This window comes from Rickettsiales endosymbiont of Stachyamoeba lipophora, from assembly GCF_003932735.1.
GTDB lineage: Bacteria > Pseudomonadota > Alphaproteobacteria > Rickettsiales > 33-17 > RICK01.
The window spans coordinates 1,065,202-1,089,807 of sequence record NZ_CP033611.1 but is presented as its reverse complement, the minus strand read 5'-3'; the positions used below and the strand labels follow the sequence as shown (position 1 = coordinate 1,089,807).

At 32.4% G+C, this 24,606-nt stretch carries 24 protein-coding genes, 2 tRNA genes and 1 pseudogene; 22 read left to right on the top strand and 5 right to left on the bottom strand.

Annotation, left to right across the window (positions count from 1 at the left end; genetic code table 11):
- The first annotated feature begins 249 nt into the window (after positions 1 to 249).
- The 4 genes from EF513_RS05050 to EF513_RS05035 all read left to right on the top strand — a co-directional run bounded on the left by EF513_RS05050 (position 250) and on the right by EF513_RS05035 (position 3,564).
- On the top strand, positions 250 to 933 hold the full coding sequence (locus EF513_RS05050) for a queuosine precursor transporter (protein ID WP_125216323.1): 684 nt from the start codon (positions 250 to 252) through the stop codon (positions 931 to 933).
- Between the two features lie 308 nt (positions 934 to 1,241).
- Complete coding sequence (locus EF513_RS05045) at positions 1,242 to 1,898, top strand: BON domain-containing protein (RefSeq protein ID WP_125216322.1); 657 nt, start codon at positions 1,242 to 1,244, stop codon at positions 1,896 to 1,898.
- An 8-nt stretch (positions 1,899 to 1,906) separates the two neighbouring features.
- A complete protein-coding gene (locus EF513_RS05040; RefSeq protein WP_125216321.1) occupies positions 1,907 to 2,524 on the top strand; it encodes an HdeD family acid-resistance protein in 618 nt (205 codons plus the stop codon).
- 62 nt (positions 2,525 to 2,586) lie between these two features.
- Positions 2,587 to 3,564 (top strand): YfdX family protein, encoded by a 978-nt coding sequence (locus EF513_RS05035; RefSeq protein ID WP_125216320.1) that lies wholly within the window; start codon positions 2,587 to 2,589, stop codon positions 3,562 to 3,564.
- A gap of 433 nt (positions 3,565 to 3,997) precedes the next feature.
- Here EF513_RS05035 and EF513_RS05030 read toward each other — a convergent pair whose 3' ends face one another.
- The gene (locus EF513_RS05030; protein ID WP_125216319.1) at positions 3,998 to 4,726 is read right to left on the bottom strand and encodes a M48 family metallopeptidase; all 729 of its coding nucleotides are present in this window, start codon (positions 4,724 to 4,726) and stop codon (positions 3,998 to 4,000) included.
- 604 nt (positions 4,727 to 5,330) lie between these two features.
- Between EF513_RS05030 and EF513_RS08160 the strand changes: the two are divergent.
- From EF513_RS08160 to EF513_RS04965, 13 genes and pseudogenes are all read left to right on the top strand, one after another.
- Positions 5,331 to 5,426 (top strand): annotated as a pseudogene (locus tag EF513_RS08160) (peptide deformylase); the annotation flags it as partial.
- Positions 5,427 to 5,482: 56 nt separating this feature from the next.
- Positions 5,483 to 6,007 (top strand): peptide deformylase, encoded by a 525-nt coding sequence (gene def, locus EF513_RS05020; RefSeq protein ID WP_125216318.1) that lies wholly within the window; start codon positions 5,483 to 5,485, stop codon positions 6,005 to 6,007.
- Positions 6,008 to 6,338: 331 nt separating this feature from the next.
- A tRNA-Ser gene (locus EF513_RS05015) sits at positions 6,339 to 6,428 on the top strand.
- Between the two features lie 124 nt (positions 6,429 to 6,552).
- Entirely contained in the window at positions 6,553 to 7,776 is a 1,224-nt protein-coding gene (locus EF513_RS05010) for a tyrosine-type recombinase/integrase (protein ID WP_206425188.1), read from the top strand.
- Between the two features lie 29 nt (positions 7,777 to 7,805).
- Positions 7,806 to 8,795, top strand: coding sequence for a hypothetical protein (locus tag EF513_RS05005; protein ID WP_125216317.1), 990 nt, complete (start codon positions 7,806 to 7,808; stop codon positions 8,793 to 8,795).
- A gap of 217 nt (positions 8,796 to 9,012) precedes the next feature.
- Entirely contained in the window at positions 9,013 to 9,231 is a 219-nt protein-coding gene (locus EF513_RS05000) for a helix-turn-helix transcriptional regulator (protein ID WP_125216316.1), read from the top strand.
- A complete protein-coding gene (locus EF513_RS04995; protein WP_125216315.1) occupies positions 9,231 to 9,545 on the top strand; it encodes a hypothetical protein in 315 nt (104 codons plus the stop codon). Before EF513_RS05000 ends, EF513_RS04995 begins: the two co-directional genes overlap by 1 nt.
- Positions 9,542 to 10,114, top strand: a complete 573-nt coding sequence (locus tag EF513_RS04990; RefSeq protein ID WP_125216314.1) for a toprim domain-containing protein — start codon at positions 9,542 to 9,544, stop codon at positions 10,112 to 10,114. Before EF513_RS04995 ends, EF513_RS04990 begins: the two co-directional genes overlap by 4 nt.
- On the top strand, positions 10,098 to 11,684 hold the full coding sequence (locus EF513_RS04985) for a DNA primase family protein (protein WP_125216313.1): 1,587 nt from the start codon (positions 10,098 to 10,100) through the stop codon (positions 11,682 to 11,684). Before EF513_RS04990 ends, EF513_RS04985 begins: the two co-directional genes overlap by 17 nt.
- 10 nt (positions 11,685 to 11,694) lie before the next feature.
- Positions 11,695 to 12,108 carry a hypothetical protein gene (locus EF513_RS04980; RefSeq protein WP_125216312.1) on the top strand — a complete coding sequence of 138 codons (414 nt, stop codon included), beginning with the start codon at positions 11,695 to 11,697 and terminating at the stop codon, positions 12,106 to 12,108.
- A gap of 22 nt (positions 12,109 to 12,130) precedes the next feature.
- A complete protein-coding gene (locus tag EF513_RS04975) occupies positions 12,131 to 12,541 on the top strand; it encodes a hypothetical protein (RefSeq protein ID WP_125216311.1) in 411 nt (136 codons plus the stop codon).
- 95 nt (positions 12,542 to 12,636) lie between these two features.
- The gene (locus tag EF513_RS04970; protein ID WP_125216310.1) at positions 12,637 to 15,687 is read left to right on the top strand and encodes an Eco57I restriction-modification methylase domain-containing protein; all 3,051 of its coding nucleotides are present in this window, start codon (positions 12,637 to 12,639) and stop codon (positions 15,685 to 15,687) included.
- Complete coding sequence (locus EF513_RS04965; RefSeq protein WP_125216309.1) at positions 15,687 to 16,670, top strand: hypothetical protein; 984 nt, start codon at positions 15,687 to 15,689, stop codon at positions 16,668 to 16,670. The genes EF513_RS04970 and EF513_RS04965 overlap by 1 nt, the downstream gene beginning before the upstream one ends.
- A gap of 14 nt (positions 16,671 to 16,684) precedes the next feature.
- Here the strand turns inward: EF513_RS04965 and EF513_RS04960 are convergent, their stop codons facing one another.
- Positions 16,685 to 17,824, bottom strand: a complete 1,140-nt coding sequence (locus EF513_RS04960) for a hypothetical protein (RefSeq protein ID WP_125216308.1) — start codon at positions 17,822 to 17,824, stop codon at positions 16,685 to 16,687.
- Between the two features lie 434 nt (positions 17,825 to 18,258).
- Here EF513_RS04960 and EF513_RS08155 point away from each other — a divergent pair, with 434 nt between their 5' ends.
- Positions 18,259 to 18,411 carry an Arm DNA-binding domain-containing protein gene (locus EF513_RS08155; RefSeq protein ID WP_125216852.1) on the top strand — a complete coding sequence of 51 codons (153 nt, stop codon included), beginning with the start codon at positions 18,259 to 18,261 and terminating at the stop codon, positions 18,409 to 18,411.
- A gap of 278 nt (positions 18,412 to 18,689) precedes the next feature.
- On the opposite strand, the gene EF513_RS04950 is transcribed toward EF513_RS08155, so the two are convergent.
- A complete protein-coding gene (locus EF513_RS04950) occupies positions 18,690 to 20,486 on the bottom strand; it encodes a sensor histidine kinase (protein WP_164503831.1) in 1,797 nt (598 codons plus the stop codon).
- 414 nt (positions 20,487 to 20,900) lie between these two features.
- On the opposite strand from EF513_RS04950, the gene EF513_RS04945 reads away from it, so the two are divergent.
- Positions 20,901 to 21,560, top strand: a complete 660-nt coding sequence (locus EF513_RS04945; RefSeq protein WP_164503830.1) for a phosphatase PAP2 family protein — start codon at positions 20,901 to 20,903, stop codon at positions 21,558 to 21,560.
- Here the strand turns inward: EF513_RS04945 and EF513_RS04940 are convergent.
- Positions 21,557 to 22,096, bottom strand: a complete 540-nt coding sequence (locus EF513_RS04940; RefSeq protein WP_164503829.1) for a redoxin domain-containing protein — start codon at positions 22,094 to 22,096, stop codon at positions 21,557 to 21,559. The two genes, EF513_RS04945 and EF513_RS04940, sit on opposite strands and share 4 nt — an antisense overlap.
- A 149-nt stretch (positions 22,097 to 22,245) precedes the next feature.
- Between EF513_RS04940 and EF513_RS04935 the strand changes: the two genes are divergently transcribed.
- Positions 22,246 to 23,241 (top strand): aspartate-semialdehyde dehydrogenase, encoded by a 996-nt coding sequence (locus EF513_RS04935; protein WP_125216304.1) that lies wholly within the window; start codon positions 22,246 to 22,248, stop codon positions 23,239 to 23,241.
- 3 nt (positions 23,242 to 23,244) lie between these two features.
- Here the strand turns inward: EF513_RS04935 and EF513_RS04930 are convergent.
- Positions 23,245 to 23,319 (bottom strand) — tRNA-Met (locus tag EF513_RS04930).
- A gap of 30 nt (positions 23,320 to 23,349) precedes the next feature.
- On the opposite strand from EF513_RS04930, the gene EF513_RS04925 reads away from it, so the two are divergent.
- Complete coding sequence (locus EF513_RS04925; RefSeq protein ID WP_164503828.1) at positions 23,350 to 23,862, top strand: TlpA disulfide reductase family protein; 513 nt, start codon at positions 23,350 to 23,352, stop codon at positions 23,860 to 23,862.
- Positions 23,859 to 24,590, top strand: coding sequence for a DNA repair protein RecO (recO, locus tag EF513_RS04920; protein WP_125216302.1), 732 nt, complete (start codon positions 23,859 to 23,861; stop codon positions 24,588 to 24,590). The genes EF513_RS04925 and recO overlap by 4 nt, the downstream gene beginning before the upstream one ends.
- Positions 24,591 to 24,606 lie beyond the last annotated feature (16 nt).

Genomic DNA, 24,606 nt, shown 5'->3' with positions numbered 1-24,606 from the left:
CACTTCCCTTGTTAACCTGCTTCTAGGCCAACTGCCAGGCATTTAGCTTAGTAGGCTCCTTTAGTTTTTATCAGCAAAATATTATCATTCTGCTCAATTGCCAAAAACATACATTCCATAATGTGATATATATTCTATGTGTATTATCACTTCTAACCTTACAACTTAACCTATAATTTCATATAAGAAAAACTTTTCTAATTCTTGATTTTTGCTATATTCATTTTTTAATTACAACAATAGTTATTAATGAATCAAAATTTTTTGTACACATTTTTAAGCAGCTTGTTTGCTACGTCAATTGTTACGGCTAATTTGATTTTTCAGAAATATATAACGCTTAATTTTTTTGGAATTTACAATTTTGAAATTTCAGTAGGAGTATTGCTTTATCCTATTACTTTTATTATAAGTGATCTTATCTCTGAGTTTTATGGCAAGGCCTATGCCTTTAATACTATTAGAAATGGGATAATTATTGCCACCATTATTATGTTAATGGTAATGGGATGCAATTTCCTGCCTGCTACTACTTGGTCAAAAGTAGATAATCAACTTTTTGATAAAGTATTTGGAGTATTTTACTTAGCTTTTTTTGCTTCTCTAACAGCCGTAGCAATAGGGCAAATAATTGATGTAAAAATCTTTGTATTCATTAAAAACATTACCGGAAATAAACATATTTGGCTTCGTAATAATTTAAGCACCATCATTGCTCAAATTGTAGATAATATCTGTGTACAATCATTACTTTATGCTTTTAATATTATTGCACGTGACCAATTTGCAGTAATTTTTTGGGATAACTTATTCTTTAAAATTATTATTTCAATTTTAAGCACGCCACTCTTTTATGTAGGTTATTATTTAATTGGCCATTATAAAACTCACAATCAATCTTCCGATAATAATATTGGTATTTCACCGAATTAAAACTTATAGCTTTCATTGATAGATATTTTTGTTTACTCCATTTCTATTAAGCTAAGCCGCATAGTTAATTTTGTGCTTATTTTTTACAAGTCACTTATTTGTTAAGTATTAAATTCATTCCTTGCCTCAGCAATCATTTATAAGGTGTCCTGCTCTATTGCCCGCAATTCAGCTCCTCATAAACGTATAAACTTTATCAAACTTAACTTAGCCTTCAATTCAATTTTAATTATACACTGCACAATATAAAGACATAAGCAACAAAGATTAAAGTAAAAATTTTAACCATTTTTATTTAAGGTTATAGCATGAAACATTACGATAAATTACATACCAAGATTATGGATAAATTAAAAGTTGAACCAAACCTTGATGAATCGGGCATCACCATTTTTATTAAAAATAACGGAGCAGTTATCTTTAAAGGAAAAGTAAAAAGCTATCCAGAAAAATATATTGCAGAAGAAGTAGCAAAAAAGATCGAAAATATAAAAGTGGTGGTGAATCAATTAGAGGTAGATTTAACCGCCACTTATAAACGCAGCGATGCTTATATAGTCCAAAGCGCAATGAATGCCTTACGTTGGAATATCTTTGTCACAGCTGAAGATATTAAAGTAACGGTAGAAAATGGCCACTTAATCTTAACCGGCGAGGTGGAATATTATTTTCAAAAAGAGAGAGCTAAAAAGGCAGTGAGCTATATCACCGGTATAACCAACATTACCAATAATATTATTGTAACATCTAATACCCCGCCAGCTAATATAAAAGAAGATTTCATTAAAGAATTTGAGCGCAATGCCAGGATTTACACAAACAACATTGAAGCCGATGTTAATATAAACGCAGCCACTTTACAAGCTAGGGGAAGAAATCTTAATGAAGCAGAAGAAGCTAAAATAGCAGCTTGGTTTACACCTGTGGTTACCACGGTAAATGATCTACTTACAATTGGTTTATAAGGTATATCATGAAAAAAAATTTAAAGCATGGCACTCCACAATCTAACCTTTGCTCCCTGGCACCAAATTGGTGGGTTTTTGCTCTACGTGGTATTATTTCCATTATTTTCGGTGGCATAGCTATATATATGCCAATTACAACTATAGTAGTTATGACGATCATCTTTGGTATCTACACTATCATGGATGGTATTTTTAGTTTAATCTCCGGTATCAATCGAGCCAGCAAAGGACATCATTGGGGAGGATTGGTACTTTCAGGAGTGCTTGGCATCATAGCCGGACTTACTATGCTGGTTAAACCTCAGATATCCTCCATAGGTCTTATGGCATTTTTGTGGACTACACTTTCAATTTGGTCCATTTCCACTGGTATTTCAGAGATTGCTGCAGCGGTAAGGTTACGCCAAGAAATTCAAGGGGAATGGCTTCTTGGATTAAGTGGCGCCCTTTCTATAATAGTTGGGATAAGCGTTCTTATACTACTCTGGCTTAACCCAATGGCTAGCCTAATAACATTAGGTTTGTTTATCGGTTCTAACGCCTGTATTTCCGGCATTGTGTTACTACTGCTAGCTTTTAAGCTGTTTAATCTAGAAAGAACCCCAACACCAACATGGAGGTAACTTAATCAAGCAATATACAAACAATATCATTTAGTAATATAACAATCAAAAGGAGTTTCATTATGAATCCATTCACATTTAAACCCATTATACTTATTTTTAAAACTCTACGAGTTTCGTGGTTAAGCATAATTCTTTCCATATCCACTTCAACCCCTTATCTGCCACAAGCGCTGTCCTTTGCTGACAATTTTCAAACCTCACAAGCTCAAAGCGAAGCGCTAGCCCGCTCAGAAATTGAACAACAACATGAGCAAGCCAAAGAGGAAGCGCGAAAAACACTTGTACGCGATGCAATAGAGTCTTTAGAGGAAACCAAAAAAGCTCTAACCGCTCTTAATAAGGGACAAGAAAATGAAGCTTTAACTGCCATTGAACATGCAACTGGTAAAATCAACATCTTGCTAGCCCGCTACCCAGAAAAGTCTATACTGCCAATAGATTTTGAAGTTAAGTTAATCGACACCGCTCCTGTAATTATACAAAATATTAAGGAGATCAGCAAAGACGCGGAGAAATTATTAGGCAATAAAAATTATCCTGAAGCACGCTTGCTATTGGATATACTACGGAGTGAAATTAATATTCGTACTTATAACTTACCTTTAGCTATGTATCCAACAGCACTAAAAGAAGCCGCACGTTTACTAGATCAAAAGAAGATCAATGAATCAATTACAGAGCTAGATGTAGCAATTCATACCTTAGTTGTTGTCGATCAAGTGCTACCACTTCCTATAATCAATGCCAAACTCATGTTAGCAATGGCAGAAGAAAAACACGAAAAAGATAGAGAGGCAGCATTGAAGCTGATGAGTAGCACACGACATGAACTCGAACGAGCAAGAGAGCTTGGATATGCTGGCAAAGATGAAGAGTATGCAAGCTTAAACAAAGCCATTGAAGCTCTTGAAAAACAGGCTAAGAGCCACAAAAAAAGTCCATTTGATTTTTCCATTATAAAAGATCAGCTGAAAGCTTTCTTAAAACGTTTATCTGAATCAAAGAAAACTATATCAACCCAAACCAAAATAAAATAAGCAGAACACCCAGCTATGAGATAAGGAAAAAGAAAATTGTAAAAATGGCAGAAAATTTACCTATACAACCCCTATTACAGTATAGAATGGCATGTTTACAATGATTATTAAATTGAGATCTCCGAAATGAAGATACTCATTTTTGAATATTAATAAAAATTTATTCTAGATTCTGCAAAGATTTTTGAACAATTGAGGCTTAATACATATTGTTAGATGAAAACGAACAAATATTTTAGCATAACAGAGGGCTTACTTCAAAAATATTTTTATATTAGTAGGTAATCATACTAAAAGAGCTTTTTATAAGAAATATAACCTAAGATATATTAGACAATTTTAAAGCCGTATACGTTAACAGTATAATTTGAGAAGTTAAAAATAATAATTTAGTAGCTATACTAAGTAAGGTCTCCATACTATAAGATTAGAATCAAGATATATAGTGCTGCTGAGCTAACAACCTGAGTTTATGTTTTCTTGCTTTCCAATCTGGCAGATACTCTACCAACAATTTATAAAACCCGGCTCCATGATTATGATGGAAGATATGACATAATTCATGCATCACTACATATTCAATACATTCTTCAGGATATTTAATTAGTTGAATATTCAACTTCATTACACCCTTAGTAGACATGCTACCCCAAAAGGATTTCACATTTGTTAAGATAAGTTTTGGCTTTAACTGAGAAGATAATTTAATTTGCTCACAACATTTTTCAATAATTTCATGAAATTTATTATAAGCCTGTAAGTGATACCATTTCTCTAGAGAACTCTTGATTTTACAAACTGTAACTAACCCTGCACATGTTATAACAATATAACCCTCGACCAACCTAGCTGAATTAATCAACCCCTTCTCTATTTTTAACCGATATGATTTTCCTAAAAACGGATGTATCTCATGCTCTATATATTTTTTTTCCGTTCTAGAAACAATTGCTTGTGCATAGCTATCTAGCTTGCCCTTAATCCAAGCAGCTTTATTTTTAACTTTTAATATCACATCTTCCGGTTTTTTTCCTTTAGGAGCTCTTACTACCACCGATTTGTTAGGATAAACTGTAATCCCTAAAGTTTTGCGGTTACAAAATAATAATTGAAGATTAATGATAGTATCTTGGTACTCAATAAAATAGGAATTATCACTCATTCACAATCCTGATATATTTAGTAAAATTTTCGCCCATAACAATTGAAAAATTCTTTACCACAGCTTTAAATCCACGGTGTTATAACTCTTGCATTTAAGGTATGGTCATATGGCAACTTGCCAATACAAAATCATCTAGGTCATAAATACACATCTGGAGTACTCTAAAATCTTATTGGGCATGTTTAGTAGGCCGCCGCCTATTTCAGCTATCTGCTCAATAAGCTACCTTATCTTTTTCTTGTATATTTTCAGCCAAAGAAACATCTTTAAAGCACTTTCTGCTGATAAAACATTTACAGCGCTAATTCCTCGTGCATAAAAAGTGCAATAAACAAACTCTTATCTGAAAAAAATAATGTTTCATCCCAACCATTTAATATAAAACTTACCAATCATTATAGGAATTAATCTTTGCTCTGTATATTTTTGTTATTATCTATATTTATGAAAAATTATATTATTATAGAGCTTCAATAATGACAATAAATACTAGCGTTAAACATATCATTCCAAGATTTTATTATCTATATTGCTTACTTGAAAAAGTTATTATTCCGCTTATGATCTTACAGGCAAGTTAATATAAGAAGCGGCTAAGGGGTATCTTGCAAGAATTATTCAGCATAAAGTTGATCATTTAAATGGTAAGCTATTTATAAATTATATAGCATCTGTTCAATTACTCAACATTGTATAATATCGTCAAAAAAGCGCAATAATCTCTAACATTTAAATATTAAGAAAATAGCATCTATGGCAATTTTACCTTTAATTATAGCTCCCGATCCAATTTACAAACAACGTTCTCAAAACATCATCATTATTGATGAGACCATTACAAAGCTTGCTGCCGACTTAATAGATACCGTTTACTTTCATCAGGGAATAGGCATGGCAGCCACTCAAGTTGGCGTATTAAAACGGATAATAGTAATCGATGTTAATTACAAAAAAGATGATGTGACTACTAGAAATCCACTCGTAATGATTAACCCTGAAATAATCGAACATTCCACTGAATTATTTAGCTATACAGAAGGATCTATCTCCTTTCCAAAAACGTTTGTAACTATTTCTCGCCCTAAAAATATTAAATTAATATATCAAGATCTAAACAATCAAGAAAATATTATTGAAGCAAGCGGCTTACTTGCAACCTGTATTCAACACGAAATTGATTACACTTTAGGTAAAACATTTTTAGATTACGCCCCTCCACTGAAACGATCAATGATGCTAGAAAAATTGCAGAAGCAAAAAAGAAAGATGTTTAAATAAATAAGCTTAATGGCCCAGTTCTTTCTAGGCTATTATTTTCAAACTTAACATAAGTTTATCAAGATTCTGTAAGAAGATAGCAAGATAAGCAGCATACATTACTTACTAGCCACTTTATACATCTCATAGAAGCTTAGCGGCTTTCTTCAAAAGAGAGCATAGTGGTAACAAAAGACTATAAAAAGCAAAATATATCGAGCAACATGATATATATGGCTCCTATTCATTGCTAAGTATAGTTATAACGTTTTATTCCCTACCATCTATCACGCTTAACTATACACTTGTCAAAAAAAAATAACTATGATATTAAAATTGCATTACCAAAAACGGATGGGTGGCCGAGTGGTTGAAGGCACCGGTCTTGAAAACCGGCGTGCGGGTGACCGTACCGTGGGTTCGAATCCCACCCCATCCGCCAGCTTCTTATCTTATACAGCCCTATAAAATCCAGGAACCCTTGACAAAAAGCGCCTATTAGGCTAAATCATTGTCCAATATGATTTAATATCATCCCACTAAAACCAGAGATTTTATGGGTGACTATGTGGGTACCAATTGAGAAATATATAATAGATACCCACATGTCACTTAATGATATTACCATTAAACATGCTAAACCTTTAGAGAAGCAATATAGATTAGCAGATGGAAAAGGACTTTGCCTACTAGTAAAGCCTACTGGTAGTAAATATTGGCGTTTTAGATATAGATTTGGTGGCAAAGAAAAAGAAATTTCTTTTGGAGTTTATCCAGAAACCTCGCTCAAAGAAGCTAGAGATAAATGTGATAAAACGCGTAAACTTATTAGAGCTAATTTAGACCCTTCTGTTGTGAAAAAAGAAGAAAAAATTCAGCAACAGTTAGACACTGAGAATTCTTTAGAACTAATAGCTAGAGAGTGGCATAACAATCAGAAAAATAGCTGGGCAGAAAGGCATGCCAATTATGTTCTAAGAAGATTAGAAGCTGATATATTTCCTAAACTTGGCTTCAAATCAATCAATACTGTTACACCACCCGAATTACTTTTAGTATTACGAGATATAGAAAAAAGAGGAGCTATTGATATTGCCAAGCGAGCGCTACAAACTTGCGGACAAATTTTTAGATATGCTGTTGCAACGGGCAGAGCAGAACGTGATATTTCATCTGATCTACGAGGAGCTCTCCAAACTCGTAAAAAAGAACATTATTCAAGGTTGGAAGCAAAGGAACTACCAGAATTTTTAGAAAAGCTTGCATTATATGATGGGGATTTACAAACAAAATTAGCTTTAAAGTTATTGATACTTACATTTGTACGCACAGGGGAATTAAGAGGTGCTAGGTGGGAAGAAATCGATTTAGAAAAGAAAGAATGGCGTATACCCGCAGAACGAATGAAGATGCGTGAACCTCACATTGTACCTTTATCAAATCAAGCAATAGATATCATACAAGAATTAAAGCTAATAAGTGGTTATAGAGAGCATTTATTTACTAATCGCAATAAACCATTAAGCTTTATAAGCGAGAATACGCTACTATATGCTATGTATCGGATGGGTTATCATAGTAGAGCAACTCCCCATGGTTTCAGAGCTACAGCCTCCACTATTCTCAATGAGCACGGATTTAGACCGGATATTATAGAAAGACAACTTGCTCATGCCGAACGTAATAAAGTACGAGCAAGCTATAACCATGCCCAGTATTTACCAGAGCGCCGAGAAATGATGCAATGGTGGGCGGATTATTTATACGCATTGATAGAAATAAATAGATAACAAAAAACAACCCAACTTATGGTAATAATATGACTATTGTATGCAAAGATAGAGAAGATAAAATGCAGTATTTAATACAGTATGCTTTTCCATTTAGGCAAAAGATTTATAGAGAATCATGCCGACTTAATCATGAATTCTCTACCAATGATCAATTATATCTGGATAACGCAAAAGAATATGAAATAAAATTAAGATCACTTTCTGAACAAGAGTTTTATGAAGAATACAGCAAGATAGAAAAGCAATATGATTTCCCACCTTCTACAAAAAAAGTTAATTTTGAATTTTATGCTAAGCTACCCACTTGGAGAACAGATGAAGCCATCGCTCTAATATTTGGATTAGATCCTATCGCTTTACAGTATAGCATAGGAAGCTTCTTCTCGTGCGACCCGCATGTTCACACCATGGAGAGAACAATACAATATGTAAATCCAAATAAATTTTCTGCTCATTATGCTCAACTTTACTTACTTGCATATAGAGCACTAGGCACAGGGGCGCTAACAAACCCAATAAAACCAGCAGATTTTATATTATGGGCTAAAAATAATGATTTAGAGGTTCCTAATGAGCTTGAGGAATTATTAAAAAAGCATAGTAATTTTATTGATTGGGAAGAAAGATATAAAAATTATCAATATGAATCTGAACAAAAAATAACTGTATTACAAAGTAAAAATAATGAATTAAATGATATAATTCAAAACTATGGATATAGTAATTCAAATAAACCAAATAACAACCAAACTTTATCAAGAGATGATAGTTTAAAATCTATAATTTTATTACCATTCAATGATTACTATATTGAGAATCGACAAACTCCAAATGCAAAGCAATTATGCAAATTTATTCAAGATAAAAAGACAAACAATAGCCTAGCATATGAAGATATCAAAGATATTAAACATGGTAAATGTATTATAATTGTTAATTCTCAAGGTGATGATGTACCAAGAGAATATAAAAGCTATATGAATAAAGTCTCAGAATTAAAAAAGGAGAGAAAGTAACATATTGTCCAATCATCTAAGCTTATAATTTATCCCTATTTCTTCCTTGTTATATCCTCAATTTGCCCTTAATCCTTCCCTAGCCTATCCCTAAGCATTCCTTTTTTCCTTACTTCCTCCTTTATTCCTAGAACGGCGGCAAGCTTTTCTGTTATATATTATAAACCTTAAAATATTTATTTTCTGAATATATTTAATTTAAAAATAAGGTTTAATTATGACTTGTAAAAATAGATGTTACATACCAGAAATCGGATACATCCGGCTTCCAATTATCTTACAGGTTATCCCTGTGGGCAAATCCACTTGGTGGGCAGGCGTCAAGGCAGGTCGCTTTCCGCAGCCTGTTAAACTTGGCCCTCGTATTACTGCATGGCGTGCAGAAGACATTACAGCCTTGATTAATAAATTTAACCAAGAACAAGGAGAAATGTAATGAGAAAGAAATATTCTTACAAAAAAGATATCTTTCAAAAAGGCAGAGCCATTCTAGAGAGAAATCATAGCAGCATTTTACCCAGGATACTTCCTGGTGGGAAAGTGATTGGTAATGAATATGTAGCTACTAATCCTAATAGAGCTGATAAACATTTAGGTTCTTTCAAATTTAACTTAAGAACAGGTAAATGGTGTGAATTTGCTGAAGGCATCGGGGGAAATGATATAATTTCCTTCTATGCATACCTAAGCCGCAAATCCCAAAAAGAAGCTCTGCTTGAATTGTTAGATATTATAGGAGAAAGGATATGAATATCAAACGAGTGCTTAACATAGTTCCTGAAGATGCTAATTGCTTTAGTGATATTCTAAAGAAGATTGAGCCTAGTAGCATATATCCTTATTATGTTGATATTAACAAATTAAGCTTCTATGTGTTACGCAGAAATATTAAGGGACCAAAACCTGGTCAAAATGATAAAAAAATATTTCCTTACTGCTATGTAGAATTTTTAACTGGCACATACACATGGGTTAACAAATGGCCAGATTTTATAAGGCCTCTATATAACCTTCCTGATATTATTCATTATCCAGAAAAATCTATTTTAATAGTTGAAGGAGAAAAAACCGCAGAAGCAGCAAAAAAAGCTTTTCCAGAATGGGTAGCAACCACCTCATCTGGAGGAAGCAATGCAGCTGATAAATCTGATTGGAGTATACTACACAACCGTATTGTATACATAAGCTATGATTGCGATGAAGCTGGCATTAAGTACTACAATAAGGTTATTGAAATTCTAAAAAATATCAGAGTGAAAGAAATTAATATTATACAAACTGAAAAACTGTGGGAGCTAAAAAATGATATTACCAGCTAACTTTAATAATACACCTAGTGGTTATGATTTATGTGATGCCTTTGAAGGAGGCATCACAGCTGAATGGATAAGAAATAACTTACCTAGCATCACTTATAGCATAGATCTTTCTACAAAACCTATCAAGCAAAACAAAGAATTTTTGATAGAAGCCGAACAAACGATCCTTTGTTATAAACTTACTAAGAAACAACAACTCGAAATGCTCAGTTTATTAGCAAATGAACATAAATTACCTGTAAGTGAATTATTGGAAGAACTTGAGGAATACTGCCAAAATAAGGGCATAGATTGGAAGATATATTATTTAATTGAGAACCAATTAGCTATCGCCAATAAGGTGATCAATTCTTTATCAAGAAAGGATATTAAATATATCAATGACAAACCATATAAATATAAAAAGTGTAAATGGGAAAAAATTAGCGAAAGAGAAGTTAAAAAGATTATCTCCCATACGTTAAGAAGCTCTAACTATATATCTAAGCAAAAATCTGAGTCAATTTTAGATTTAATTAAAACAGAATTATATGATCCTAATATTAAACTTGATCAGGATATTGAATCAATCATTGCAAAAAACCTTCGCTTAGTATGGGAAGAAGGGAAGTTTACCGAAAAGTCTCATGATAAATCTTTGTATAATACGACTTGTTTAAATGTTGATTATGATCCCAATGCTACTGCACCTAGATGTGAGCAATTTTTAGAAGAAATTTTTGCTTACGATCCAGATAAAGAAATCAAAAAGATATTAATACTAGAGATGATGGGATACATGCTTCTTAAAGACTGTAGATTTGAAAAATTCTTTATCTTAGTTGGTGAAGGAGGCAATGGCAAATCAGTATTACTAAACATAATAAAGAGCTTGTTAGGTGCTGATAATATATCCTCTGTAAAACTTTCTCAACTTGCAGATAAGTTTCTAACTGCAGAATTACACGGCAAGCTAGCTAACATTGTTACCGAAATAGCAGAAGGAGAGCAACTTCCAGATGAAGCTATTAAAACTATAACTTCAGGAGAAAGAATGATAGCTCAGCGTAAATATCAAGAACCTTTCGAATTTGAACCTTATGCAACTCCAGTATTTTCTACTAACCATCTACCTCACTCCAGGGACCATAGTGATGCAATTGACCGCAGAGCAATTATACTTCCTTTTAACCGAAAATTTAAAAGGGAGGAAATTGATACCGTTCTTCCAAAAAAATTGGAACAAGAAAAGGCTGGCATCTTTAATCTAATACTAAACGCTTTAGAAGGATTATTAAGCCGTGGTCATTTCTCTATTCCTCCTTCTTCAGATGAATTAATTCGAGAATGGAAGCATGCTACAGATCAAATATTACAATTTCTTGAGCAATGTTGCACCTTAGGTGAAGGCAAAGTATCGTCTAAAGAACTATATCAGCGATACCAAAGTTGGGCAGAAGATAATGGACATAAAATGCCTTACTCACATCAAAAACTTACTATCAGACTAAAGAAGTTTAATGTTATGCCAGTCAAAGGAGAACAAGGCAAACGTTTACTTCAAGGCATTAAATTAAACAACACATATTAAAGGTGGCACGGTGGCACAGTTTTCAAACAAATTATGTAATATTACAGAAAATACTAATTTAACTCAGGTAAAACCCACAGGTTTCCTAAATGATTACAAATTAGCTATTATAAACAATTATAATAATTACCAAAATAACGCCACCTGCGCCACCCAGCAAATACTAAGCATTAAAAGCTTGTTGATACTAAATAATTCACATACTTCAAAAGAGTATTACCAAGAATTATATGAAGAACGAGTAAGTATAATGTATTATGATGGTGGAGTAGATATCAATGAAGCAAAGAAAGCTGCCTTTAATGAAATAACAAGCCTTTACCTTGAAAATGAACTATTATTAAAAGGTAGCTCTAACCCACCAGAAGAACAATATGTACAAACTATTCAAACATTTAAAAGGTGGGGTATTGGTAATAATTAAATTTTAGTTAACGGAGTAAAAAGTGAGGAAATCGAATAATCCAAAGGGTAGACCACGCAGTAAAACCATACTAAGGAAAGATGATAAAGATAAGATAATATGTTTAGCTGCCATGAATTGCTCTAAAGAAGGTATTCGTCATTACTTAGGTTTATCAAATGATGCATTTTATGGAACGTTACTAAAAGATATTGATACTAAAGCAAGCTTTGACCAAGGTTATGCTCTTAGAAACTTCTTAATCAGAATGAAACAAATGGAAGTAGCAATGGATGGTAACATAAAAATGTTAATTCATCTCGGTAAAGTTTATCTTGGTCAGACAGATAAAGTTTTAGCTGTTGAACATACTAATACAAAACCATTGCTGAAAATTAATAATGAAGCTTTAAAAGAAATGGCTAGAAGGATATTGATTCAAGATAAAGAATAATATAAGCAACCGCCCAACATCCTTAATAAATTAGAAATTGAGAAATATATCTTTATAGGTTAACATATTAATATATTTGTATTAATGAGTTAACAATGACAGTGCCCAATTCGATAAAGCATCTAGTAGAAAAGTTTGATCATTTAATGCATCTAGGCAAAATTAACAGCTATAACGAAGCCCAAACTAGAACTGACTATATTGATTCACTTTTTGAAGCTCTTAATTGGGATATAAGAAACAAAGAAGGGTACTCTCCAAGTTATAGAGAAGTTGTCACTGAAGATATTATTAAGTCATCTGAGGAATCTTTAAAAAGGCCTGATTATACTTTTAGGATAGGCGGAGTTCGAAAGTTTTTTGTAGAAGCAAAAAAGCCTACAATCAACATAGCAAAAGATGAAAAATCAGTTCTGCAAATTAGAAAATATGGCTGGAACGCTAAACTACCTATTAGCATTATTACCAACTTTAAAGAATTTGCAGTTTACGATACGCGTATAAAACCTTTGCATGATGATAAGCCCAGCAATTCTATTATCATGCATTATACCTTTGATGAGTATATTGATAAATGGGATGAGATAGCAGGAGTATTTTCAAAGGATGCCATTCTTAAAGGTTCCTTTGATCATTTTGTAGAAAAGCGCCCTAAAAAAGGTGTTATTCCGGTAGATGAAGAGTTTTTAAAAGATATTGAAAAATGGCGTGAGTTGCTTGCTAAAAACATTATTTCTAATAATCACTCAATAGCCGAAAAAGATTTAAACTACGCAGTTCAGATGATCATTGATCGTCTTATATTCCTAAGAATTTGTGAAGATAGAAAAATTGAAGATGAGAATAGATTACTTAATACTTCCAAAAATAAAGATATATATCAAAAGCTAGTTCGTAATGTTTTTAGAGAAGCAGATGATAAATATAATTCCGGCCTATTTCATTTTAAATTAGAAAAAGGCAGAGCTAATTATCAAGATTCTATAACTCCTAATCTTAAAATTGATGATAAACCATTAAAGGAAATTATCGCTTCAATGTATTATCCGTGTCCCTATGAATTTTCAGCTCTACCTCCTGAAATTTTGGGTAATATTTATGAAAGATTTTTAGGACAGGTAATTACTGTATCTTCTACTGGTAAAAGTGTAAAAATTGAACAAAAGCCTGAAGTGAAAAAAGCCGGAGGGGTATATTACACTCCAAGCTATATTGTCGATTATATTATTAAAAATACTATAGGTGAATTACTTAAAGATAAAACGCCAGAACAAGTAAGCATGATAAGAGTGCTTGACCCTGCCTGTGGTTCAGGCTCATTCTTACTAGGAGCTTACCAATTTTTACTTAACTGGCATTTAGATTATTATGTAAACCACCCTAAAAAGTATAAGGATAAGTTCTATAAAATTGGGGACAGTAATTATAAGTTAACTATTTCCGAACGCAAAAAAATCCTTACCAATAATATTTACGGAGTGGATATTGATTCACAGGCTGTTGAGGTAAGTAAGCTATCACTGCTTATTAAGGTTTTAGAGAATGAAACCCAGGAAACTGTAGGCGAGCAGCTTAAGTTATTTAAAGAAAGAGCATTACCTGATTTAGGGGATAATATAAAATGCGGTAATTCTTTAGTAGGAACAGATTTTTATAGTAAATATCCAAATCAATCAGAAGAAGAAAAGACACGCGTAAACCCGTTTGACTGGCAAAGCGAGTTTCCTCTGGTATTCAAAGATGGCGGTTTTGATGCAGTAGTGGGAAATCCGCCGTATGCACGTATTCAAACTTTACAGGAAATGTTTGGCAGTTCAGTAGCTTACTTTAAATCCGAATATATGTCTGCTGATAAAAACTTTGATATATACATTTTATTTAATGAAAAAGGGTTCAGCTTGCTTAAATCTAAAGGCTACTTAGGCTTTATCCAGCCTCATAAATTTTTCCAATCTGAAATGGGGCAAAAGCTAAGAAACTACTTAGCGAGTAATAAAGCTTTGCACAAAATTGTTAGTTTCGGTAGTGCTCAAATATTTGATGGAGCAACTACCTATACCGCTATTACTATCCTTAAAAAAGCATTTAATAAAAAGTTTGACTATGCAATACTAGAATCAGATATTGCCCTAAATATTAAAAATGATAAAACCTTAAATAAAAATTTTATTTCACTAAACCAGCCTGAAGTTGATAATAATTGGCATTTTTTATCCAATGATAAGCAAAAAGTATTAGATACAATCTCTAAATTACCACTAAGGCTTAAAGATGTTACTAGAAAGATATTTGTTGGGTTACAAACAAGCGCTGATAAAATTTATGTTTTAGAGTTAATAAAGCAATCTAAACATACCTCAACGTGTTATTCAAAATCCTTAGATAAAGAAATAGAAATTGAAAATGATTTAATAAAACCATTTTTGATGGGTAAGGATGTTAAAAGATACAGTAAACCATCACCTAAAAATGTTGTGATATTTCCATACCTTCTTGAAAATGGCAAAGCAAATTTAATGTCGCAAGATTACTTGAAAGCTAATTATCCCCTCGGATGGCAATATCTACTAGAAAATAAAGACGAGCTGGAGAAACGTGAAAATAGTAGGATGAAGCATGAGAATTTTTATGCGTATATTTATCCTAAAAATTTAGTAGAGTTTGCTACACCTAAAATCATGACTCCTGAAATTGCAAATTCACCAAATTTAACATTCGATGCTGATGGTACAATGTACCATACTACTACAGTATATACTATTTCTATAACGGATAGTATGGGATCAAAATTATTTTACTTGGGTTTACTTAATTCTAGTATATTGAAGTTTTTCATTGCGCAAACTGCACATACATTACGTGGTGGATATTTTAGATTTCAAAACAGATATTTAGAGGCTTTCCCAATCCCAAAACTCGACCTATCCAAAAAACCAGACAAAGCCATTCATGATAAACTATCCTCACTTGCAGAAAATATGCTTGAGCTGAATAAGAAGCTTCTATCCACCAATAACCCCAATGACAAAACCAAAATTCAAAGGCAGATTGAAGCAACCGACAAAGAAATAAATGCCATAGTCTACAAACTCTACGGTCTTACAGATGAGGAAATTAGGATTGTTGAAGATAGTGTGAGGAAATAATGCTCTGGAATAATAAACATGAATACTATGAATTTCCTTTTTCTTTAGAAACAGAGCTTGAGGAAGCTGTATGGGAAGTTCGCAATAAACTTTTTGGTAAGGACCACATTTATCTTAATATTAAAAAGCGTTTGGGTAAGAAAAATCAACATCAAAGTATTCCTGATGGGTATTTGTTAGACTTTAGTAGCCCTAATAAACCAAGGCTGTATGTTGTTGAAGTTGAACTGGCGTCACATGATTCTATAAGGCACATTGCCTCTCAATTGTTGAGAATTAATTTATCATATGAAGATGATGGGCTTTTAGTTAAGAAAATTCTTAGAGAAACTATTGAGAGCGATAAAGAGATAAATGAAATTTGTCAAAATTATCTTAGAAATTCCAACTTTCCTAATATTGATAGAATGCTTGAGCATCTTATTTTTGGGCAGGAGTTTTGCATACTTGTAATAATTGATCAAATTCATGATAAGCTTGCGGCCGTTTTAAAAAATAAATTTAATTTTCCTATAGAGGTTATTACTCTTGAAAGGTTTAAAAATTCTAAGAACGAATGTATTTATAAGTTCACACCGTTTTTAGAGGAAATTCAGCAATCGCTTAAATTGTCTAAACAAGATATTGCGGTGAGTGATATTGATACAATTGTTGCTTCGGCAAAACCATGGGGAGTAGAGGAAGTTTTTATTAAGCAACATTGTTGGTGGGCTTTAAGAATTAGTGCTGCTATAATACCAAATCTCAAATACCTTGCGCTGTATCAGGTTGCACCTATTTCGGCTATAACTCATATTGCAAAAATACAGTCTATTAAACCTTACAAAGATACCGACAAATATATTGTATATTTTTCTGAAGCTCCCCAAGAAATTAAACCACTAAGGTTGGTTCCTAATGGTAGGGTTAAGGCTTCACAGGGACATAGATATACAACATATGAAAAATTAAGAAGCGCAACATCAATGGAGGATGCTTTTTGATAATTTAATTTATCTTACCATCTTATTTTAAACCAATTATATTTCAGAAAAGATATGAGTCTTTGAAAGATAGATAATTTAGCTCGATCTACAGTAGGTTGAAAAGTTGGTTCTAATGATTGCTCTTTTATTTGAATAACTTCAGTAATTTGGGATGCCAGATTAGTATAATCTTGCACTTCTGGTATGAATAATAAACTAAGCTTTTCCTTCTGCTCTTTGAGATAAATCTCGTAATTTTTCGCTAATTGTATCTGCGCTATTTGGGATAATAAATTTATTTCATTTTCGAATTTAGGATTATGGACCCACGAGCTATTATCATGTGTTAATGGGTAAGCCGTCTCGGGATCATATGGATCAAGCTCCTTAATATTAACCTTAATACTTGGAATATCAATCATTTTCATTAATTCATATTTCTCTTCCGTAATATCAGAATTAACAATAATTTCTATTATGAGTATAGGTTCTATATTAATATCATAAGCAACTATATCGAATACTTTTTTTCTAAATGAAGTCACCTCTTGATCATGAGTTAATTTATTTTTTATGAGATCATGATTTACTGCATTATCAATTAAATTAGCACCTGAAATATTGATCTCTATACTATGGATGCCAAAATATTCTCCACCATAATCTATCTCTAAAAGATTATGTTTATAATCTTTTTGCTCATTAAACTTAGTTTGCTCTAAAATAAATTCCTTGAAATTATAGTATTCTTTTGCTTTATTCTTTCTATGAAATATTTTATGCCCGTCATATAACCAGTTATTCAAAATATTTTGATTAATTAAATATCTTTGTGTGCTTGGTATTGGTACTTCCTTTTTTTTCTGAACTAACAACTGGGTTAAATAGTGAGAAGCACTCATATTTATCGAAGCTTGATTTTCTTGATTTATGTTTTCTCCTTTTTGAGATTTAAAATGAGGTGTTTCAGAGTTTTTAGCATAAGATAGCTTTACATTTTTATATGTTAAATTGCATTTATTGCCTGTTTGAATTTTATCATTTGGAAGTTTCTTCTTTTGTACTTTATCCCAAACCCATGGATAAAAGATTTCTTCATTTTTATCAAAACCGAATGGATATTTTAGGGATTTAAATTTCTTATACTTTTTTATCTTTTTTGCTTCTTCCATTGTTTTTTATAAGCTTTATCAGTTTAGATTATTAACTTATAATTTAGAGAGAAAATATTTCAAACAAATATTTATTATAGCAATTTTCATATAAGACTATAAGAACACTAGCAGATAAATTTTTACAAAAATCAGCAAGAACCTGTAATACAAAAAATCTTCTGTGGGTACTTTTGAGGGTACCTTGTAAATAACCTAAATAACAACCTTAGGGAAATCAAGCTACTTCACCTATAATATGAACGCCACCCCACCGCCAGCTTCATATCTTACAAAGTCCAATATAATCCAGAAACCCTTGATAAAAAGCGCCTTTTGAGTTAAATCATCGTCCAATAATATCCAACATAGTATATTAACATCCGGGGGTATTTGGGGCCATAATTGGGGGCAACAATTCCTCCGCATTAATGGAGATGCCCCCATGCTAACGGATACATGCTAAACCTAGCGATAAAGCCCGTAAACTGTCCGATGAGAAGGGATTATACCTTGAGGTTATGCCGAGTAGCAGCAAGTATTGGCGTTTGAAATATCGCTTTGGTGGTAAAGAGAAAAGAGCCTGCAAGCCAAAAGGCAGCCTGTAAATAATATTGATCCTTCGGTAGTTAAAAAGGAAGAAAAAGTTCAGCAACAATTAAACTCTGATAACTCTTTTGAATTAATTGCCAGGGAATGGCATAGCAATCAAAAAAATAGCTGGGCCGAGAGGCATACCGTATATGTTCTAAGAAAAATGAAACAGATATTTCTCAAAATTTGATTTAAAACCCTTCAGACAAAACCTACCGCAATACGTTAAACTTAATGATAAAAAATTATAGGGATTCACAGCTTATTACATGCATCCTAGCTAATAACTAAGCTAAACTATCCTAAGCTGTTCATTATTCTCACACTCTCTTTTTAAACGGAAAGCAGGGAAAGTAATTATAACCTCAGTTCCTTTACCAACTTCCGAATGAAAATCTAATTGGCCACCATGCATCTTGGTAAATTTAATAGCAAGAGGTAATCCCAGCCCCGTGCCTTGATAATCCGTACGTAAATAAGCATTACGGGCCTGACCAAATTCTGATAATATCAGTGGTATCTCACCTTCATCTACGCCCACCCCATTATCTTTAATTAAAATTTTCAGCTGGCTATTATTATCTATAAAAGTGTTAATAGTTATTAACCCATTTGTGTCTGTAAATTTAATTGCATTAGAGATAATATTTAAAATAATTTGCCTAAATCTTAGCTCATCCGCATATAAAAGAGGTAACATTTCATCTGATTGGTTAATCACTTTAATATTTTTCTTATTTGCCATTTGCAAAATAAATTGCAGACACCCAGTAATGTTTTTTACTACATCAATATAATCTTCATGCAATTCCATACTACCAGCTTCAGCTTTAGATAAATCTAAAATATCATTAATTAAGGTAAGTAAATGGCGGCCTGCATAAAGTATATTATCTGAAGCAATTAAATATTCCTGCCCAACCGGGCCATAAATTTGTTCTTTAATGGCTTCAGCATAACCCGTAACCGTAAAAAGCGGTGTTCTAAGTTCGTGACTCATATTAGCTAAAAACTGGGATTTTGCATTATTAGCTCGGTCTGCCTCTAGCTTGGCAAACCGTAGTTGATTTTCAATCTCAATAATTTCATTAATATAACTTTTAATTTTACCAAGCTGGGTAGCAAAGTTATCTAGCTCAATTACTTCTAATTGCGGAATTTCTACATCTAAATTCCCTCTAGAAATTTCATCCGCACATTTAGTTAAATTAAACAGCGGCTTAAATAAGCGGTTACGAAATTCATAAAGAATGACAATAAACAAAATACACATTAATATAAAAGGAGCTATCTGCAGACTTAAACTGTTTTTAATATCAGCCCATATAACTGAAGGATAGTATCCTACAGCAATAATTACTGGATATTTGGATGACTTATAAACAGCTGCGTACTCAACCCCATTAAATTTCAGCTTTTTAGGAATGCCATTTGCAAATTCCTCTATAAAAAATGTTTTGGGAACTTTAATTTTATGCTTGGACGATTGGGTGATAACCGTACCGCTTTCAGTAAATATAATATAGGAAATTTCTTTAGTATTCATTGAACCTTCAAAATACTTAGATAGCCCTCCGATTGATAACCCAATATTAATATAGCCAATCAACTCCCCGGTAATATTATCGCATACCGCCTTCACCACCGGCAACAAATAAATCTTAGAAAGGGTACCATAAGATGGTTCATCCACCACTACTTTAGATGGATTTTTACGCGCAAAATAAATACTTTTTCTATGAGCCAAGCTTACAATTTTATCTTTGCTTAGCAAACCCAACTGGCTATTAATAATAATTTCTCTATTTGGATTTACCCAGGTAAATCGTGAAATGGGAGGCAGATTCAGTTTACGATAATCATAATCCAACTTAACAAATAATTTGGCTAAATCTGCTAACTCAGCCTCATTCTTTAAACCGCTATTATAATGTTTTACCTGATTTTCAATAAAGATAGACAGATAGGAAATATAATCTAATGCTCTAATGATTTCAGCATCAATAGCATATAACTCCGACTGCAATTCATTACGATAATCACTTTTAATTTTATTGTAGTTGAGCCAACCAACCCACAAATAAAACATCAAAATAATTAAGCTAATAGCAGTAGTAAAATATAAATAGTTCTTACTGAGACTATACCGATTATTTCTAAAGATCATTAATTTACATTAGTTTTTTTAATGAATATTATTATAATAAAATAAATTTATATATTAGTATTTAACGCAAGGCAAATCTAATTATAGAATTAGCAGTTTATATCTATTCATCGTAGGATTAAAGCAACCGTGCTAACTAATACTTATATAAAAACAAGATCAGCTAATTTTCATCCCAATGTTGCTATAATCTAAGTTATATTATATACAAATACTCATAAAATTATTTAAGACAGCTTATTTAGCAGAAATTACAAGCTTCAGGCATTTACTTTACACCTCACATTTGGCTAAATAGCTTAGGCTTAAAATACCACTTATAATATGAATAGGATCATGGAACAAATTTGTTTAAAGAAGTTTTTATTACATTACTTTTTGCTTAGTATATTGCTGATTATTAGTTTAACCTTTTTAGACCTACCGGTTTTTACCATTCTTAATAAGTCATTAGCTTTAAATAATATTCACGGATCCTTTTGGGCAATTCTTAATCACCCGCGAGAAAAATACCTTAATATGGTGGTAATGTTGTCAATACTCGGTGTAATAATTGCCAGATCCAAAGAACCATGGAATGCCTTAAGGTTTGTTATTTTAGCTAGTATTTGGCTACAATTTGCAATTATGTTTGCACATTATCAAATTGAAAAGGTTTTTCTTAGGCCATCACCCAGCTTGGCAATTGGCAATTTTGTAGAGCTAAAGCAATTCTTTCCCCAATTTGAATTTAGACAATTTTCCCGCAGTTCAATGCCAAGCGGCCATGCTTTAGCTACCACTTATTGGTACTTAGCTTGTACCAGCTTAACTAAAGAAAAATTACTTAAAGGAATAGTAGTTTTCATCACTACCATATTGATTTTCAATCGATTATTCGCAGGTCTTCACTGGTTAAGCGATAGCATTGCTTCAATCTTAATTGCCTATCTTTGGTTTTACTTACTAAGTATTGGCCTGATTAAATTAAAAATTATCAAAAGCCATAAACGCTAGTAATTTGGGATAATTCTAGATATGCTATTTTCTATAGATTTGATTATACTAGACGAAAGGATAGAGATATTGTTACCATAGGTTTCCTTTATCTCTCCATCAGAATCTATTATAACTTTGAAATAATCATTTTCAGGTATACTTGCCATACCCCTACTAGCTTTAAGCCATTGATAAATTGGATGAGCATTATCTCCAATAACTTTAGACGGCGCTGCTATTGGAAAAGTAGCAATTTGATCAAGCTTACATTCTTTATCATCCACTTTATTAGTTGATGCTTGCTTATCATTAAAATCATTTGAAGGAATAGCAATCATTAACAACCCCCTATCTTTATACTGCTGCCACACTTGTTCCAGCTGCTGCAATTGTCCGGTAAACCCGCATTTTGCAGGCACGTTTATAATTAATAATACTTTTCCTTTTTCAGTTTCCAGATCAAGCTCTTTACCATCAAGCAGCGTAACTTTAAAATCAAATATATTATAATAATTTAAGTTCTGCGCATAAAGCTCAATATTTAAAACAAGCATTGGAAGGAGAAACTTAATTATACAAGACCACATTCGGCGCATAATATTTTGTTAATAGGTTATTTTTTAATATTTTAGATCTTTATAATTGCATATTCAAACTAAAATATTAATGTACCTCTATAATAATTATAAACAACAGGTTAAAAGTGCAAAAATATAATGTAGCAATAGTAGGTGCAACTGGCGCTGTAGGAAGAGAAATGCTTGCTTTACTAAGCGAAAGAGAATTCCCAGTAGAAAAGGTTTATGCAGTGGCTTCAAGAAGGTCCGCCGGTAAAGACGTAAGTTTTGGAGAGGTTGAAATTTTAAAAGTAGAATCACTTGAAGATTTTGATTTTAGTAAAGTTGATATTGCACTATTTTCTGCAGGAAGTAATGTTTCAAAGAATTATGCTGAAAAGGCTGCGCAAGCTGGCTGCTTTGTAATTGATAACAGTTCTGCCTTTAGAATGGAACATAATATTCCTTTAATTGTTCCAGAAGTTAACTTAGACGCATTAGGCAATGAAAAATTAATAGCCAATCCAAATTGTGTGGTGATACCGATTGTGCTTGCTTTAAAACCATTAATGAATCTTGCTAAAATTAAAAGGATTGTAATTTCAACTTATCAATCTGTTTCTGGTGCCGGCAAAAAAGCCATGGATGAATTATTCAACCAAACTAAATCTACTATAATGTATCAACAAGCCGAACATAAAATATTTGAAAAACAAATTGCCTTTAATATTCTTGCTAAAATTGGTGATTATTTACCGAACGGCGCTACTGAAGAAGAGCAAAAAATTGTAGAAGAAACCAGGAAGGTATTAGGTGGAAATATTAAAGTCACTGCTACCTGCGTTAGAGTACCGGTGTTTATTGGACACTCTATATCACTTAATGTAGAGTTTCATGATAAGATCGATTTAGATAAAGCTAAAAATGCATTAACTACAGCCCCTGGAGTGCTAGTTGACGAAGATGATTTCACCACACCCATGGAAATTGTAAAAAGCGATGAAATAATGATTTCAAGAATCAGAATTGATGAATCAGTTGATTATGGTTTAAACATGTGGATTGTAGGTGATAATATCCGCAAAGGTGCCGCTCTAAATGCAGTGCAGATTGCTGAGGAACTCACTAGAGAAACTGAATAAAATTGGTGGCTAGGGAGGGATTTGAACCCCCGACCAAGGGATTATGATTCCCCTGCTCTACCACTGAGCTACCCAGCCACAATTGATACAGAGGTTATGAAAGATTTTATGAAAATTGTCAATATGCTTATTGCAAAACTAGCGATATTTTTGTTAACCTTAAACCTAAGCCTAATAGCACATGCTGATAAGCTTGATAGCGAAAGCAGCTTTTTAACTGCTAAAAATGAACAAATTAATTTTGAAAAATATGATGAAAATGTGCTAATAGTTCATTTTTGGGCTACCTGGTTTCAACCAAGCTATCTTGAGTTACAAGAATTAGATCAACTTCAAAAAGATTATCGCAAAAAACCGCTTAAAGTGATAGCAATCTCAGAAGACTTTAAAGATTTAGAAATTATCAAAGACTATTATAAAAAGTATAATATCAAACATCTAGAAATTTTTGTAGATCCTAAAAATGCACTTTTTAAGAAAATGTTAATTAAATCGCTACCTTTTAGTTTCATTGTTGATAAAAATTATAATATTATAGAAATACTACCAGGTACGGTAAACTGGAAAGACCCAAAAATTAGAAAATCTCTTGACCAGCTTACAGCCGAAAAACCAATATGAATTTAAACGATGAAGGCATTATTTTAAGCAAAAAATGTTACGGAGAACATTCTTTTGTACTTAATATTTTTACCAAAGAGCATGGTCTGATTAGTACTCTATATCGGTATGCTAACAAGAATAAGTTTATTGCCTCTATTGGCAATGAGGTGGTGGCCAACTTTAAAATAAAACAAGGTCACAAACTTACTTTTATCAAGCTAGAATTGCAGCAAGCATTGGATATTGAATTTTTTGATAATTCACTATTGTTAAACATATTGCTTTGTTCTTTAAATTTAGTTAATGAAACCACCCCATTATACCAACCAGAACCCAAAATTTATATGCAAATTCAAGATTTTATTGCTAAAATAAAAAATAGCACTTCTCCTTTGTTAGAATTAAATATGCTGTTATTAACTTATCTATCAATCAGCGGTTATAGGCTAGATTATACCGAATGTGCAGCTAGCGGCAGCAAAGAAGAATTAATTTATCTTTCTCCTAAAACTGGGCGCGCGGTTTCTAAGCAAGCAGGAGATCCCTATCAAGATAAATTATTTACTATGCCACAATTTTTGCAAGGTGATCATTCAGCAAGCTCATTAGTAGAGATGCTTAAAGTAAATAGTTTTTTTATAGAAAAATTTTTATATCGCAATCGTGAATTAACCAAACCTTCAATTTTTAAACATTATCTTCAACAAATTTTAAATCATTTTATTTTAATCAAGCATAATATGTAAGTATAATATTGAAATA